Source organism: Chitinophaga sp. OAE865 (assembly GCF_040546735.1).
In the GTDB taxonomy this organism is placed as follows: Bacteria; Bacteroidota; Bacteroidia; order Chitinophagales; family Chitinophagaceae; genus Chitinophaga; species Chitinophaga polysaccharea_A.
The window spans coordinates 3,646,554-3,660,099 of the sequence record NZ_JBEPOF010000001.1; the positions used below are offsets into that span (position 1 = coordinate 3,646,554).

16 protein-coding genes are annotated in these 13,546 nt (G+C 48.4%); 14 read left to right on the plus strand and 2 right to left on the minus strand.

The window, feature by feature from the left end; genetic code table 11:
- Nucleotide 1 precedes the first annotated feature (1 nt).
- Together ABIE50_RS14845 and ABIE50_RS14850 are read left to right on the plus strand one after the other, a co-directional pair.
- Nucleotides 2–1,186 carry a glycoside hydrolase 100 family protein gene (locus tag ABIE50_RS14845; protein WP_209860251.1) on the plus strand — a complete coding sequence of 395 codons (1,185 nt, stop codon included), beginning with the start codon at nucleotides 2–4 and terminating at the stop codon, nucleotides 1,184–1,186.
- 82 nt (nucleotides 1,187–1,268) lie between these two features.
- Nucleotides 1,269–1,892 carry a hypothetical protein gene (locus ABIE50_RS14850; protein ID WP_209860249.1) on the plus strand — a complete coding sequence of 208 codons (624 nt, stop codon included), beginning with the start codon at nucleotides 1,269–1,271 and terminating at the stop codon, nucleotides 1,890–1,892.
- 35 nt (nucleotides 1,893–1,927) lie between these two features.
- On the opposite strand, the gene ABIE50_RS14855 is transcribed toward ABIE50_RS14850, so the two are convergent.
- A complete protein-coding gene (locus ABIE50_RS14855) occupies nucleotides 1,928–3,193 on the minus strand; it encodes a hypothetical protein (RefSeq protein ID WP_354028023.1) in 1,266 nt (421 codons plus the stop codon).
- A gap of 115 nt (nucleotides 3,194–3,308) precedes the next feature.
- Between ABIE50_RS14855 and ABIE50_RS14860 the strand changes: the two genes are divergently transcribed.
- Complete coding sequence (locus tag ABIE50_RS14860; RefSeq protein WP_209860247.1) at nucleotides 3,309–3,854, plus strand: GNAT family N-acetyltransferase; 546 nt, start codon at nucleotides 3,309–3,311, stop codon at nucleotides 3,852–3,854.
- 83 nt (nucleotides 3,855–3,937) lie between these two features.
- Here the strand turns inward: ABIE50_RS14860 and ABIE50_RS14865 are convergent, their stop codons facing one another.
- Complete coding sequence (locus tag ABIE50_RS14865; protein WP_185937185.1) at nucleotides 3,938–4,249, minus strand: histone-like protein 2; 312 nt, start codon at nucleotides 4,247–4,249, stop codon at nucleotides 3,938–3,940.
- A gap of 198 nt (nucleotides 4,250–4,447) precedes the next feature.
- On the opposite strand from ABIE50_RS14865, the gene ABIE50_RS14870 reads away from it, so the two are divergent.
- The 11 genes from ABIE50_RS14870 to ABIE50_RS14920 all read left to right on the plus strand — a co-directional run bounded on the left by ABIE50_RS14870 (nucleotide 4,448) and on the right by ABIE50_RS14920 (nucleotide 13,524).
- Nucleotides 4,448–5,587 (plus strand): NAD(P)/FAD-dependent oxidoreductase, encoded by a 1,140-nt coding sequence (locus tag ABIE50_RS14870; RefSeq protein ID WP_209860245.1) that lies wholly within the window; start codon nucleotides 4,448–4,450, stop codon nucleotides 5,585–5,587.
- Nucleotides 5,578–6,288: a methyltransferase domain-containing protein gene (locus ABIE50_RS14875; protein ID WP_142685186.1), complete on the plus strand. Its 711-nt coding sequence runs from the start codon at nucleotides 5,578–5,580 to the stop codon at nucleotides 6,286–6,288. The genes ABIE50_RS14870 and ABIE50_RS14875 overlap by 10 nt, the downstream gene beginning before the upstream one ends.
- Nucleotides 6,285–7,337, plus strand: a complete 1,053-nt coding sequence (locus ABIE50_RS14880; RefSeq protein WP_209860243.1) for a type III polyketide synthase — start codon at nucleotides 6,285–6,287, stop codon at nucleotides 7,335–7,337. Before ABIE50_RS14875 ends, ABIE50_RS14880 begins: the two co-directional genes overlap by 4 nt.
- A complete protein-coding gene (locus ABIE50_RS14885) occupies nucleotides 7,331–8,104 on the plus strand; it encodes an SDR family oxidoreductase (RefSeq protein WP_209860242.1) in 774 nt (257 codons plus the stop codon). The genes ABIE50_RS14880 and ABIE50_RS14885 overlap by 7 nt, the downstream gene beginning before the upstream one ends.
- A 3-nt stretch (nucleotides 8,105–8,107) precedes the next feature.
- On the plus strand, nucleotides 8,108–8,545 hold the full coding sequence (locus ABIE50_RS14890; RefSeq protein ID WP_209860241.1) for a 3-hydroxyacyl-ACP dehydratase FabZ family protein: 438 nt from the start codon (nucleotides 8,108–8,110) through the stop codon (nucleotides 8,543–8,545).
- Nucleotides 8,546–8,547: 2 nt separating this feature from the next.
- Nucleotides 8,548–8,898 carry a beta-ketoacyl synthase N-terminal-like domain-containing protein gene (locus ABIE50_RS14895; protein ID WP_354028024.1) on the plus strand — a complete coding sequence of 117 codons (351 nt, stop codon included), beginning with the start codon at nucleotides 8,548–8,550 and terminating at the stop codon, nucleotides 8,896–8,898.
- A complete protein-coding gene (locus tag ABIE50_RS14900) occupies nucleotides 8,891–9,823 on the plus strand; it encodes a beta-ketoacyl-[acyl-carrier-protein] synthase family protein (RefSeq protein WP_354028025.1) in 933 nt (310 codons plus the stop codon). The genes ABIE50_RS14895 and ABIE50_RS14900 overlap by 8 nt, the downstream gene beginning before the upstream one ends.
- 10 nt (nucleotides 9,824–9,833) lie before the next feature.
- The gene (locus tag ABIE50_RS14905) at nucleotides 9,834–10,088 is read left to right on the plus strand and encodes an acyl carrier protein (RefSeq protein ID WP_142685191.1); all 255 of its coding nucleotides are present in this window, start codon (nucleotides 9,834–9,836) and stop codon (nucleotides 10,086–10,088) included.
- A complete protein-coding gene (locus ABIE50_RS14910) occupies nucleotides 10,085–10,648 on the plus strand; it encodes a 4'-phosphopantetheinyl transferase family protein (RefSeq protein ID WP_209860239.1) in 564 nt (187 codons plus the stop codon). Before ABIE50_RS14905 ends, ABIE50_RS14910 begins: the two co-directional genes overlap by 4 nt.
- Nucleotides 10,649–10,945: a hypothetical protein gene (locus tag ABIE50_RS14915; RefSeq protein ID WP_209860238.1), complete on the plus strand. Its 297-nt coding sequence runs from the start codon at nucleotides 10,649–10,651 to the stop codon at nucleotides 10,943–10,945. It abuts the gene before it with no gap.
- A gap of 260 nt (nucleotides 10,946–11,205) precedes the next feature.
- Nucleotides 11,206–13,524 carry a PSD1 and planctomycete cytochrome C domain-containing protein gene (locus ABIE50_RS14920; protein ID WP_209860237.1) on the plus strand — a complete coding sequence of 773 codons (2,319 nt, stop codon included), beginning with the start codon at nucleotides 11,206–11,208 and terminating at the stop codon, nucleotides 13,522–13,524.
- The last annotated feature ends 22 nt before the right edge of the window (nucleotides 13,525–13,546 follow it).

Genomic DNA, 13,546 nt, shown 5'->3' on the forward strand with positions numbered 1-13,546 from the left:
TATGGAAGCTTCCTCCTGGTCAACCATCAATGCAGCCAGGGATGCCGCACTGAAGGTATTGCTGCATAATGTGAACGGCCCTTTTCACGGGCTTCCCCGCACTGCCGGGTGGGGATACCCTGAGCCATATACACGGGACCTGTTGCTGTCTTTTTTTGGTATAGGCGTTACCGGTAACGAGGTGCTGATAAAAAGTATCAGGAAGGTACTGGAAACACTGGCAAAAAACCAGACGCCGCACGGGCATATTCCCTCCCTTGTGCATGATAAACAGGACCTCGGCGCCAGCGACTGTACCCCGCTCTTCCTGCTGGTAACCGGTATGTACCGGAAACTGTCGGAAGAAGAACAGTTCCTCGAAGAGGCGGTGAACAGATCGTTGCAGTGGATGGAGTATCAAAGTCCCTCAGACCGGTACCTGGTAGCGCAGCAGCCTACCAGCGACTGGCGCGATGAACAATGGGTACTGGGCTACGGCCTGTTTGTAAACACCCTTGTGTACAGTTATCTCCGTATCCTGGGGCATCATGAGCGGGCGGAAAAAGTAAGACAGGCCATGGGAAGATTTACCATCACCGGGGGAGTACAGCACCGGCATGTACATGAAGGGCTGGTGGTGAAACACAAACCCTATTATGCTATGTGGTCTTACAAAGTGCTGAGCAGCGAAAGGTTCGATCTGCTGGGCAACAGCCTGGCAATACTTTCCGGCATTGCAGCACCTACAAGGGCGGCAGACATGGTGGCATGGATTGAAGAGGAATGTGCTGAGCTTATAAAGAACGGACAGCTGGGCGTGAAACTACCTCCTAACTCCTTCCCCTATACGAAACCGGGCGATAACGACTGGCATGAACGCTATGCTTTTTTTAATCTCCCGGGAGAATATCATAACGGCGGTATCTGGCCCTTTATCTGCGGCTTTTATGTGGCGGCGCTGGTTGCTGCCAGGAAATACCGGCTGGCGGAAGAAAAACTGCTGGAGCTTACCAGGATCATCACTATTTCCAACAGCGGCAAAGTAGATTATGGATTCAATGAATGGCTGAAAGCACAGGATGGCACTGCAAAAGGGCAGGAGTGGCAAACCTGGAGCGCCGCTTTGTACCTGTATGCCGCCAAATGCGTAGAGGAAAGAAGAACCCCTTTCTTCGACGAAATGAGAATGCGGCAGCCGGTTGCATGATAAGTTAATAAAAGATTAGTCCGGCTGATGAGTGAATTAATGTAACTTCGTGCACAATTATCCCGTGTAATAACTTATGAAGATGAACATTTACAGATCCCTGACCCTGGTAGCAGTTTTGGCTACTATGCTTACTGCCTGTGGAAGTCTTGAAATGGCCGGACCGGATATCGTTACCCCCGTAACTCCGCCTCCCACAACACCACCCGTAACAGGCAACAATAAAATTGAAGGCAACTGGAATTTTGTAGGTACCACCATGACAGGCACCAGCACCGTGTCGGAAGACAATGCCAAAGTCATTTCCTACAATGATTATACAACATTCAATAACAAGGGCACCTGTGTGATCGACGGCAGTTCGTTCAGGTTTAATGCGCTCAGCTATTCCATTGATACCATGCTCAGGATGGTGATGTATGTGGATGGACAACTGCTGACCGATATGGACGTCCCCTTCCAGGTGACCATGGCGCCTTACAGCGCAGTAAGTCCCTATAAACTGGTGGGCGCCGATTCCATTTACTTCAGTAATGGAATGGTCGAAACTCCTTCGGCTGGCGGCGGTACCGTGAAAGTGATCGATATTGGCGGAAAAATTTCCTGGAGAGGTGACACCCTGGTGGTGACAACGAAATTAAACCAGATGGTGGAGTCAGCATTTGTGGCCACTTCACAGGAAATGAGGCTGGTAAAACAAAAATAAAACGACCGGCGGCTACTTGTAACCGCCGGTGTCCCTTACTTTTTACGTGCATCCGCTGCCTGCCAGATGGCTTTGATGGTGGCTTCATCATTCATCCCGTCGGGGCATTGGGGGGAGCGGGTATTGGCCCGGTACTTTAATCTGGGTTGTTTCCTGCCCAGTGTAACCACTCTTGTTACCGGCATCTGCAAATGGCCATTGGCGTCATGGTCTGCCACCCATTGGTGGGCATATCGCAGCCAGTTGTTGCGGTATTGCTCCGGTTGCTGGTAAAACCAGCTGATCTCATCAAACCCCCAGGGATAAATGGTAGTGGTATCCGGAACACCGGGATGGTTGCTGATACCAAAATTATCCAACTCCACGAGGTAAGGCATCGACACGGCTTTCCAGCCACTGGGTGCAATACCGCCTTTGCTTCTCCCGTAAAGCGCATCTGTAAAACCAACAGCTAAAATACCTTCCTGTGGCCGTTCCGGTACCGATTTGATCCGCAATGGGAAGGAATTGAAATCCAGCAAGCTTTTACCGTTGGCCACCATGCCGCCGGAAGGCGTATGGGCATCCAGCAATACCCAATGGTGGCGGGTATGTGTTTTTGCATAGGCCCGTATTTTTTCCAGGAAGGCGGCCCATTCAGTGAGCTGCGGATCTTCCATACCTATCAGCGCAATCTGCCCCAGGTGTAGCGCTTCGCATCCCACCTCCATATAGGTGCCGGCCAGGAACATAAACCACAGACGGGTTTCCACGCGCGTAATATCAGGCACGCTGTTGCCTTTGCTCCAGTGATCCACCAGCTTGCCTTTGGTGTTCAGCATATCGGCATAACGGAAATGCCGGTTTTCCGCGGCTAGTCCCAGCGCCCTGAATGCCCATGCAGGAACAGGAATGGTATTTACCTGCTCGCTGATCTGTTCAAAAAGGGCTGCCTGGAAAATGACATCCGGGTCATTTTTGTGTACCTCCTCTACCAGTCGTTTGGCATTGTCGAGGTAGTCTTTGTTGTTCAGCACCGCTTCTCCTCCCCAGCGGTAAATGGCGCGGCCAATGAACTTTGCCCCGGTGTTGCTGATCAGGCGGATATCATCTTCCTTGTTGGGGTAAGGCGCATCGGAAGCGTAAGGATCTACCGCCAGAAACTCGGTCATGGTAACTGCATGGTCCAGGTAATGTTCCAGCACGGGCCGGGAAATGCCTTTTTCATTGAAGGAGTAGGATTGTGCGCAGGCGGTAACAGCCCATAAGCTGATACCTGCGGTCAGCCATGCTGCCGCCGGACGCTGAGTGAATAGTGACATGTCGTGGAATAAATTTTCCGGACAAGATACTTTTTTTTGCCTGCCGCAGATAACATTTTTGGTGGAGTGGTGCAATTGTTTTTATATTGAGGCCGTTAAATGAGACAGCCAACATATGAGATTACTGCCGGAAACTTTTCCTGTTTTGTTTACACCCCGTCTTCACCTGGTTGAAATTGAACATTTGCATCAGCCGGACCTGTTTTACCTGCTGACGGATAAGCGGGTTACCCGTTATTATCATGTTATTCCATTGAGCGAAGTGGCAGATGTCCGACCCGTTATCGATCTTTTTAAGAAACGTTTTAATGATAAAGAAGGGATCCGCTGGGGCATTGCCCTTGAAAATAAAACGGAGCTGATCGGGTTTATCGGTTTCAATAATTACGAAACAGAAGACACGGTGCCGCTGGTATTTGCGCTGGTGCAGGAGTATTGGGGCAAAGGCTATATGGCCGAAGCTATTGAGGCGGTAGTGCAATATATTTTTGCTGCCCTGGAGGTGAAAAAAGTGGTGGCAGATGTATTGCCGGGTAATACAGCTTCAGAAAGAGTACTGGTAAAAACCGGGTTCCTTCACGAAGGACTGGTGGCCGGCGGCATGGCATGGAACAATAAAAATTATGATGTGAACCGTTATGTACGGCAGCCCAACCTGTAAGTATCCCTGCCATTCAGGGCATAATAATGCCGGTTCCTTTAAAGGGAACAGTAAAGATACTTACAGGAATTACAGATGCAGGATTAAGCTTTTTTAGCGACGGCTTTCTTGGAAGCAGCTTTCTTTGGCGTCACTTTTTTGCTGGCGGCTTTGGGAGTGTTGGCTTTGGGAGCAGTTGCTTTTTTGGCAGCAGCTTTTTTCTTCGGCTTCGCTGGGTCTTTTTGTTTATCCGTTAATCCCGCGGTCATCGCTTTAGCGGCTTTTTTTACATTCCTGAGAAATTTCTTTTCTCCCAGTTTCTCTTTTAAATCGCTCAGCGCGTTTAACACGGCGGCTACTTTTGCACCGGCTTCTTTTTTAAGATGCTTGCCGGTTGGTTTACTCGAATCAGTCATGGAGCAATTATATTATTTAGAAAAATGTTTATATTCAAAATTAACAATTAAATAATATTGCCAATGTTAAGTTTTATAAACCTATGATTCATAAAGAATATTCTGGTCTTAATGAAACTGATTTCGGCCATAAATTTGCTATATTGGGATGGGCTCCTTCCTTGTGTCGGAGCTTGTTATTGTTTTAACCATAGGGGTATGGGTTCCAGAGATGTCATTATTATAGGAGGAGGCCTGTCGGGCCTCACCAGCGCTATTCATTTATCGAAAGCTGGATTACAGGTAACCGTAATCGAGAAAAGCAAATATCCTTCACACAAAGTATGTGGGGAATATGTTTCCAACGAAGTATTACCATATCTGCAGTCGCTGGATGCGGATCCTTCGGTATTACAGCCATCCCGGATCAACCGGTTAATTATTTCAGACCACTACGGGAAAACGCTGGAAACAGCACTGCCATTGGGAGGTTTTGGCGTAAGCCGTTATACCTTCGACCAGTTCCTGATGCAGAAGATGATCGCAAATGGTGTGGAGTTAATTGAAGACACGGTGACCAATGTGTTTTTTGAGAACGACCGTTTTTTCATTGACACCAACAGCTATGGCGTTTTTTCCGCACCTGTGGTGCTGGGGGCCTATGGCAAAAGAGCGGCGCTCGATGGGAAGCTTTCCCGTCCTTTCTTTAATGAAAAATCTCCCTGGCTGGCAGTGAAATCGCATTACCGCGGCAGCTTTCCCGCCGATATGGTGGGCCTCCATAACTTCGACGGAGGCTATTGCGGGGTATCAAAAGTAGAAGATGATATCCTGAACATCTGCTACCTGGTGAGTTACGAGAGCTTTAAGCATTTTAAGCAGATAGAATCACACCGGGAACGGGTGCTGTATCGCAACCAGCATTTAAAGGACATTTTTGAAAACAGCACACCCTTGTTCGATAAACCTTTAACCATCAGCCAGGTGTCTTTTACCGATAAGGAAAAAGTATTGAATCATATCCTGATGATCGGCGATACCGCCGGTCTTATTCATCCGTTGTGCGGTAATGGTATGGCAATGGCTATACAAAGTGCCCGGATAGCGGCAGAAAAAGTGCTGGCATATTTTTCATCGCCGGCAGGTAGCCGTTTGCAGATGGAACAGCAATATATAAAAGACTGGAATAAAATGTTCAGTGGCCGGATGCGCACCGGCCGCGTATTATCCCGGTTGTTCCGTAATGAAAAGCTTTCTGCCACTATGATGAAGGGACTGATCCTCTTCCCCGGCCTGCTGCCCGGGATTATCAGGCGCACCCATGGCAAACCGTTAAATGCAATACCGGAATGCGTGTAGATACAAGGCACCGGAGCCATGCTGCTGAAATTATGGACGATTTCAACATGGAAGGAGATCTGCTGAAGGCTACGCTCGACAAAATTGCACAGATCAATTTCCTGCTGGGCGGAAACCGTATCACCCGTGAAGGTGTGGCGGCTTTACTGAAAGATATCCCGGCGCAACAGGAAATTACCATCGCTGATATTGGTTGTGGTAACGGCGATATGCTGCGGCAGCTGTCGGATGCTTTTTCTTCCGGAAGAAAAATAAAACTGGTTGGTATCGATGCCAACCAGGCTACGGTAACGCATGCACGGAATTTATCTAAAGATTATCCGCATATTGAGTATTATTGCCAGGATATTACCCGGCCCGCCTTCCGGGAACAACGCTATGATATTATTTTATGCACGCTTACCTTGCATCATTTTAAAGAAGCGGAGATCCGGGAGCTGCTCAAAATGTTTTACCGGCAGGCTGCCAGGGGAGTAGTGATCAACGACCTTCACCGCAGCGCCATAGCCTACCGCCTGTTCCAGCTGGTATGCTTCGTGTTCAATTTAAACAGGATGGTGAGGGAAGATGGACTGGTATCTATTCTGCGGGGATTTAAAAAGAAAGAATTACAGCGTTTATCCGCAGAACTTAATATTGATCAGTATTCCCTCAAATGGAAATGGGCCTTCCGGTATCAATGGATAATCAATAAAATATGAGCGTTAAAATTCAGACTGTCACCAAAGCACTACCGACTTACTCAAGAACTACCGCCGAAATTATTCCCTTTTTATCCTTATGGCTGCAGGGCCAGGAGGAAAGATTTATCCGCAAGGTGATCAAGATATTTGAAGGCGCCGGCGTGGATAAACGTTATTCCATTATGGGACCTGAGGAAGTGTTTACAAAAACTTCTTTTGAAGAGAAAAATAATATCTACCAGCGGGAGATGATTGCCCTGGGCCGTACCTGCCTGCAAAGCGCGCTGGAGAAAGCCGGGCTGAAAGGAACAGATCTCGATTATATCATTACCGTAAGCTGTACGGGTATCATGATCCCGTCATTGGATGCATACCTGGTCAATGCTTTACAGCTGCGCCAGGATATTGTGCGCCTGCCGGTTACTGAAATGGGTTGCGCGGCCGGTGTTTCTGGGATCATCTACGCCAAAAAAATGCTGGAAGCAAACCCCGGTAAAAGAGCGGCGGTAATAGCCGTGGAATCGCCAACGGCCACTTTCCAGCTGGATGATTTTTCAATGGCCAATATTGTAAGTGCGGCTATTTTCGGCGATGGCGCCGCCTGTGCTATCCTCTCTTCCTATGAGCAGGACAATGGCCCGGAAATACTCGCCGAGGAAATGTATCATTTCTTTGACGCGGAATACCTGATGGGATTCCATCTCTCCAACAGCGGTTTAAAAATGGTACTGGATATTGAAGTGCCGGAAAAAATTGAAGCGCATTTCGGCGACATTGTGCATCCTTTCCTCGCAAAAAATAATCTCACCATCGCAGATATCGACCACCTGATCTTTCATCCCGGCGGAAAAAAGATCATCAACCTGGTGGAAGAACTGTTCCGCAGTATGGGAAAGAAACTGGACGACACCAAAGAAATTCTGCGGCAGTACGGCAACATGTCAAGCGCTACGGTGTTATATGTATTGGAAAGGTTCATGGAGCAATCCTTACCCAAAGGCGATAAAGGACTGATGCTGAGCTTTGGCCCCGGCTTCTCCGCGCAACGAATACTATTACAATGGTAAAGGAGTTTTCATCATACTGGGCATTAATATTGGGTGGCAGTTCCGGGCTGGGACTGGCGTCGGCGCGTAAACTCGCGGCGCATGGTATGAACCTCTGTATTGTACACCGCAACACCCGCGTGGAGCTGGATGATATAGAACGGCAGTTTTCAGCCATCAGGGGGATGGGGGTACAACTGATCACATTTAATACAGATGTGCTGAATGCAGAAAAGCGTGCAGAGGTACTGCAGCAGTTGCAAACCGCTATAGGCGAAAGCCGCATCCGTTGCCTGCTGCACAGTATTGCCAGGGGAAACCTTAAAGCCTTGCCCCACCTCGATGCTGATGATTTTAATACCACCATCGGGAATATGGGTGTGAGCTTATATGAATGGGCTGCCGATATCCTGCACAGGCAACTGTTTGCCTCTGATGCACGTATCCTTTCTTTTACAAGCGATGGCAGTTACAAGGCGATGGAACACTACGCTGCCGTATCGGCTGCAAAAGCAGCGCTGGAATCCATTACCCGGAGTATAGCGCTGGAATTTGCCCCGCATGGTATAAGAGCAAACTGCATCCGTGCGGGAGTAACAGATACGGCATCGTTGCGGAAAATTCCCGGCAGCAGCACATTGCTGGAATACAGCAGGGAAAAGAACCCGTTCCGGCAGCTTACCACACCGGAAGACGTGGCAAATGTAGTATACCTGCTATGCAGGGACGAAGCCGCATGGATCAATGGAGCTATAATACCGGTCGACGGAGGCACACATATTCATTAGCGTATGACAAAAGAAGAGATCCTGCAGCATTTACCCTATGCGCCGCCTTTCCTGTTTGTGGATGAACTGGAATATATTGATGAGGAAAAAGTAACAGGTATATTTACATTCCATGCAGATATGCCTTGCTATAAAGGACATTTTAAAGGGCACCCTGTTACTCCCGGCGTACTGCTTACAGAAGTAATGGCGCAAACAGGTCTGGCTTGTTTAGGTATTTATCTTTTGAGGGATGAGGTACGTAAACAGTTACCCACGGTGGCTATGACGGCTGCGCATATCGACTTTTACCTGCCTGTGGCCCCGGGTGAAACAGTGAAGGCAAAGGCAACAAAAATATATTTCCGGTTTAATAAACTGAAATGCCGCGTGGAATTATATAATACTGCCGGCGCATTGGTTTGCGACGGAACGATAGAAGGCATGATCATCAAAAAATAAAAATGAATAACAGGGTTGTCATAACAGGACTAGGAGTAGTAGCGCCAAATGGCACGGGCATAGCGGCTTTCAGTGAAGCGATCAAAAAAGGTATATCCGGTATCCGTTATGACGAACAACTGGCCGCACTGAAGTTTTCCTGCCAGATTGCAGGTATGCCGGAGGTGCCTGTTACTTTGCAGCAACAGTATTTTGAGGAACTGGAACTAAAGCAGCTGAGCAGTTCCGGTATTATTTACGGCGTAATAGCCGGCATGCAGGCATGGGCCGATGCAGGCTTACCGTTAACCAGGCGATACGCCCGACTGGGACAGCGGTACCATTTTCGGCGCCGGTTCCTCCGGCGTGGATAAATTCCGCGAAGCCATTTATAAGGTAGATGATTTGCAGGTACGGCGTTTGGGCAGTACCGCAGTTACACAAGCAATGGCCAGTGGCATCAGCGCTTTCCTGGGCGGTAAGCTGGGGCTGGGCAACCAGGTAACTACCAACTCGTCTGCCTGTACCACCGGTGCTGAAAGTGTTCTGCTGGCCTACGAACGTATTAAGTACGGGTACGCCAAACGCATGCTGGCCGGCAGTACCGCCGATAGCGGCCCTTATATATGGGGAGGCTTCGATGCGATGAAAGTATCCACCTTTAAGTATAATGAACAGCCGGAGGCCGGGTCCAGGCCCATGAGCGCCACGGCCAGCGGCATTGTTCCCGGCAGCGGGGCAGGAGCGCTGTTGCTTGAATCGCTCGATAGTGCCCTGGAGCGGGGAGCTGTTATTTATGCAGAAGTGCTCGGGGGAAACATCAACTCCGGCGGGCAACGTAACGGCGGGAGTATGACGGCCCCCAACCCTGCAGCCGTGCAGCGTTGTATTGTTGCCGCCCTTCAGCAGGCGGGCGTGCAGCCGGGTGATATTGACCTGGTGAATGGTCACCTTACGGCCACCGGTAAAGATGCCGAAGAAATAGCGAACTGGTGTACCGCGCTTCAGCGAAAAGGGAAGGACTTTCCCTATATCAATGCCCTGAAATCCATGGTAGGTCACTGTTTGAGCGCTTCGGGAAGTATTGAACTGGTAGCAGTGGCGTTACAGCTGAAAGAAGGATTTGTATCTCCCAATATCAACTGCGAAGACCTGCATCCTGATATCCAGGCATTGGTAGACCGGGAAAGAATTCCGGAACAACTATTGTATAAAGACATAAATTTAGTAGCAAAAGCAAGCTTTGGTTTTGGAGATGTAAATGCTTGTATCATTCTGCAAAAGTACCTGCAACCTTAAACAATCTAACATGGACAAAGAGACATTCATTGAGCAGTTAAGAGAAATAGTGAGGCCCTATGCAAAAAACCAGGAGGCACTGGCAACCATTGATCTTTCCACTGATTTTATCAAAGATCTCAAAATTAATTCCGCTAACCTGGTAGATGTGATACTGGATGTGGAAGAGAAATATGATATCGTTATCCAGAATGAAGAAATGGAACGTATGCTGGATGTGCAGGCGGCCTTTGATATTGTGCAAACAAAGCTAAGTGAAAAATGATCGGCAACGATATTATCGATCTCCGGGCTGCTGCCGTTGAAAGCCGTATTCACCGCAAAGGCTTCCTGGAGAAATTGTTTCATCCCTGTGAAATCAGGATGATCCGCGAAGCGGCTGCACCGGAGCTGATCACCTGGCTGCTGTGGAGCTGCAAGGAAGCTGTTTACAAAATAGAGCACCGCAACACCCGGGAAAGAAAATATGCCCCGCAACAGTTCACCTGTAGTATAGAACAGGAGCACGTTTATGGGGAAATAACCGGCACCGTTTGTCACAACAATCATACTTATTATTATCAGAGCCAGGTTACTGACAATTATATCCATACCTGTGCCGCTACCGGTGATCTACTGCTCCGGGAAACAGCTGTATTTACAGATGCACAGGTGGCCGGTAACTACACCGGTTTTATGCAGCAGGTGCTTTCAGCAAAGGAGTTATTTTATAAAGATGAAATAGGAATACCGTATATCCTTCACCGTGAGAACGGCAGGTGTTTACCGGTATCTGTAAGTCACCACGGAACCTGGTGCGGGATCGCAAAATTAAAAGAAGTATAGATGTTAGACTTCTATTTAATACCAGACATACAACCAACACCAGGCTCCCCCGGATCACTTGAGCAGGCAGGAGAGCTGGACAGCCGCACATTCGGGCTTTTAAAAGAAAAGAAGATCATACCGCCTCAGTATGATTACTACACCGACTTCCGGTGGAACAATACCCTTATACAACAACTGGAAAATACCATCCTCATGAAACCAGCGCTGCAGGCCGATACCGATGTACAGCAGCTGCTGCTATTGCTGCGTGCCGCCAGGGAAAAGCAAAGCGGGTTAATTGCCTACGCCGACTGAGCTGCAATTTTAATGATGTTTCTTTAACAGGGCGGAACTGATCATCAGTTTCAGGCGTTTCCTTTCCAATCCTCTCACTCGATTAATTCGCTAGTATGTATATACATAATGGTAATAAAATACCAACATACGGTAAAATCCTATTTAAATAATGAATGATTAAACCCGATCTTTACCAATATTAAACAACCAGATAGCTATAGTAATTACCGGTAAATGCTAACCGATACCAGACAGTGCACAATTAATTGCTGAAAGTTATGTTCCAACGTTGTGTCAGACTCACCATCTGTTCCCTTGCATTTTTATCCGCGTGCAATAATGGCGATGCACCGGGAAATCAGCAGGAAAAATTACCTGAAATTGTAGACTACAATTTTGATATAAGACCTGTTTTATCTGATAAATGCTTCGCCTGTCATGGCCCTGATGCCAATAAACGGGAAGCAGGCCTGCGGCTTGATATTGCCGACAGCGCCTATAAAGCGCTGCGGGAAACACCAGGAGCACACGCATTGGTGCCCGGCAACCCAATGGCTTCCGTATTGTACCAGCGTATCAGCACCACAGATTCCTCTATGCGCATGCCGCCTCCCTCTACCAATATGGCGCTGAGCAATTACGAGGTAAAGCTGATTGAGAAATGGATCAAACAAGGCGCAAAATATAAACCGCACTGGGCATTTGTGGCGCCGGTAACACCAGCATTGCCCAAAGTAAACAAAGAGAAATGGGCGCGCAACGAAATAGATTATTTTGTATTGGCCCGCATGGAAGAAAAAGGGCTGGAACCCAATCCTGCAGCAGATCATGAAAGACTGCTGAAACGTCTTTGTCTCGATCTTACCGGTCTGCCGCCGTCGCCGGAAAGAATGGACCGCTTTGCAAAAGATACCAGCGACGCAGGGTATGAACGTATGGTAGACGAACTGCTGGCCGACAGCGCCTACGGGGAAAAAATGGCGGTACACTGGATGGATGTGGCCCGGTATGCTGATTCACACGGCTACCAGGACGACAACTACCGTACCATGTGGCCCTGGCGCGATTGGGTGATTCATGCATTCAATGAAAACCTGTCTTACAAAGATTTTATTACCTGGCAGCTGGCAGGGGATATGATCCCCGGCGCCACCCGCGAACAACTACTGGCCTCCGGCTTTAACCGTAATCATAAGATCACGGAAGAAGGCGGCGTAATAGATGAAGAATACCGCATAGAATATGTAACAGACCGTACCAATACCTTTGGAAAAAGTATGCTGGGCATCACGATAGAATGCGCGCATTGTCATGATCATAAATATGATCCTTTCTCACAAAAAGAATATTATGAGCTGTTTGCCTTCTTCAACAATGTAAAGGAAGTAGGCCTGCAGTCTGTGGTGGGCGGCCCCGAAACCTACGCCAAAACGCCTTATATGGAGATCACCAAAGAAGATCTCAAAGGTGTGCTCAGCTTTATCAACAAACAGGACACCAATCGCCTCATTGTATCTGTAATGGGCGAGAAGGATACTACGCGGAAAACGTATATCCTTGGCCGTGGTAACTATGATAACCCCACGCTGGAAGTACAACCCGAAACCCCACATGCCGTATTGCCGTTTGATATAAAGCAGTACCCGGCTAACCGCCTTGGGTTGGCGGGCTGGTTGTTCGATAAACGGAATCCGCTCACCGCAAGGGTTTTTGTGAACCAGCAATGGCAGGAAATATTCGGCAGGGGCATCGTGAAAAGCACCGGCGATTTTGGTATGCAGGGCGATCTGCCCAGTAATCCCCAGCTGCTCGACTGGCTGGCAGTTGATTTTATGCAGCATGGCTGGAATATTAAACGGCTCATGAAACAGATCGTGATGACTACCACCTACCGGCAGTCGGCCACTATCTCCAAAGAGAAACTGAAAGCAGATCCTGAAAATATTTATCTCTCCCGTGGGCCACGGTTCCGCCTTACAGCGGAAGGTGTGCGCGACCTGGTACTGAAAAGCAGCGGTTTGCTGGTACCTGAAATCGGAGGCCCAAGTGTAAAGCCCTACCAGCCTAAAGGCCTTTGGGAAATGGCTACCTCCGGCAGGGGCATCCTGGCCACCTACCGGCAGGATCATGGCAAAAGCCTCTACCGCAGAGGGTTGTATACGTTTATTAAACGCACCGTGCCGCCGCCATCCATGATGATCTTTGATGCAAGCAACCGCGATCAGTGCGAAGTAAAGCGCGCCAGTACCAATACGCCCCTGCAGGCGCTTATCATGCTCAATGATCCCACTGTGCTGGAAGCCTCCAGGGTATTGGCTTCCCGCCTTATGCAAAAGGATAACAATACTACCAGCAACATAACACAGGCATTCCGTTTAATTGTTTGCCGCACACCGCAAAAACGTGAAGTTGATTTACTGCAAAAATATTATGATCAGCAACAACAACTGTATAAACAGCAACCTGATAATGCGGTGAAGCTGCTGAAACATGGCGAGTACCCCATGGCAGAGCACCTGGACAATGCTTCTTGGGCTGCCATGATGCAGGTGATCACCACCATTTATAACATGGAAGAAACACTTTCAAAAACATAACGATCGTAAAGTCACGCATAAT

What these genes read in the sequence shown, in the direction of transcription:
- ABIE50_RS14870 (WP_209860245.1), top strand. Translation starts at nt 4,448, where the DNA reads ATGGGTTCCAGAGATGTCATTATTATAGGAGGAGGCCTGTCGGGCCTC.
- ABIE50_RS14890 (WP_209860241.1), top strand. Translation starts at nt 8,108, where the DNA reads ATGACAAAAGAAGAGATCCTGCAGCATTTACCCTATGCGCCGCCTTTC.
- ABIE50_RS14885 (WP_209860242.1), top strand. Translation starts at nt 7,331, where the DNA reads ATGGTAAAGGAGTTTTCATCATACTGGGCATTAATATTGGGTGGCAGT.
- ABIE50_RS14875 (WP_142685186.1), top strand. Translation starts at nt 5,578, where the DNA reads ATGCGTGTAGATACAAGGCACCGGAGCCATGCTGCTGAAATTATGGAC.
- ABIE50_RS14880 (WP_209860243.1), top strand. Translation starts at nt 6,285, where the DNA reads ATGAGCGTTAAAATTCAGACTGTCACCAAAGCACTACCGACTTACTCA.
- ABIE50_RS14860 (WP_209860247.1), top strand. Translation starts at nt 3,309, where the DNA reads ATGAGATTACTGCCGGAAACTTTTCCTGTTTTGTTTACACCCCGTCTT.
- ABIE50_RS14865 (WP_185937185.1), bottom strand. Translation starts at nt 4,249, where the DNA reads ATGACTGATTCGAGTAAACCAACCGGCAAGCATCTTAAAAAAGAAGCC.
- ABIE50_RS14910 (WP_209860239.1), top strand. Translation starts at nt 10,085, where the DNA reads ATGATCGGCAACGATATTATCGATCTCCGGGCTGCTGCCGTTGAAAGC.
- ABIE50_RS14855 (WP_354028023.1), bottom strand. Translation starts at nt 3,193, where the DNA reads ATGTCACTATTCACTCAGCGTCCGGCGGCAGCATGGCTGACCGCAGGT.
- ABIE50_RS14850 (WP_209860249.1), top strand. Translation starts at nt 1,269, where the DNA reads ATGAACATTTACAGATCCCTGACCCTGGTAGCAGTTTTGGCTACTATG.
- ABIE50_RS14915 (WP_209860238.1), top strand. Translation starts at nt 10,649, where the DNA reads ATGTTAGACTTCTATTTAATACCAGACATACAACCAACACCAGGCTCC.
- ABIE50_RS14895 (WP_354028024.1), top strand. Translation starts at nt 8,548, where the DNA reads ATGAATAACAGGGTTGTCATAACAGGACTAGGAGTAGTAGCGCCAAAT.
- ABIE50_RS14905 (WP_142685191.1), top strand. Translation starts at nt 9,834, where the DNA reads ATGGACAAAGAGACATTCATTGAGCAGTTAAGAGAAATAGTGAGGCCC.
- ABIE50_RS14845 (WP_209860251.1), top strand. Translation starts at nt 2, where the DNA reads ATGGAAGCTTCCTCCTGGTCAACCATCAATGCAGCCAGGGATGCCGCA.
- ABIE50_RS14920 (WP_209860237.1), top strand. Translation starts at nt 11,206, where the DNA reads ATGTTCCAACGTTGTGTCAGACTCACCATCTGTTCCCTTGCATTTTTA.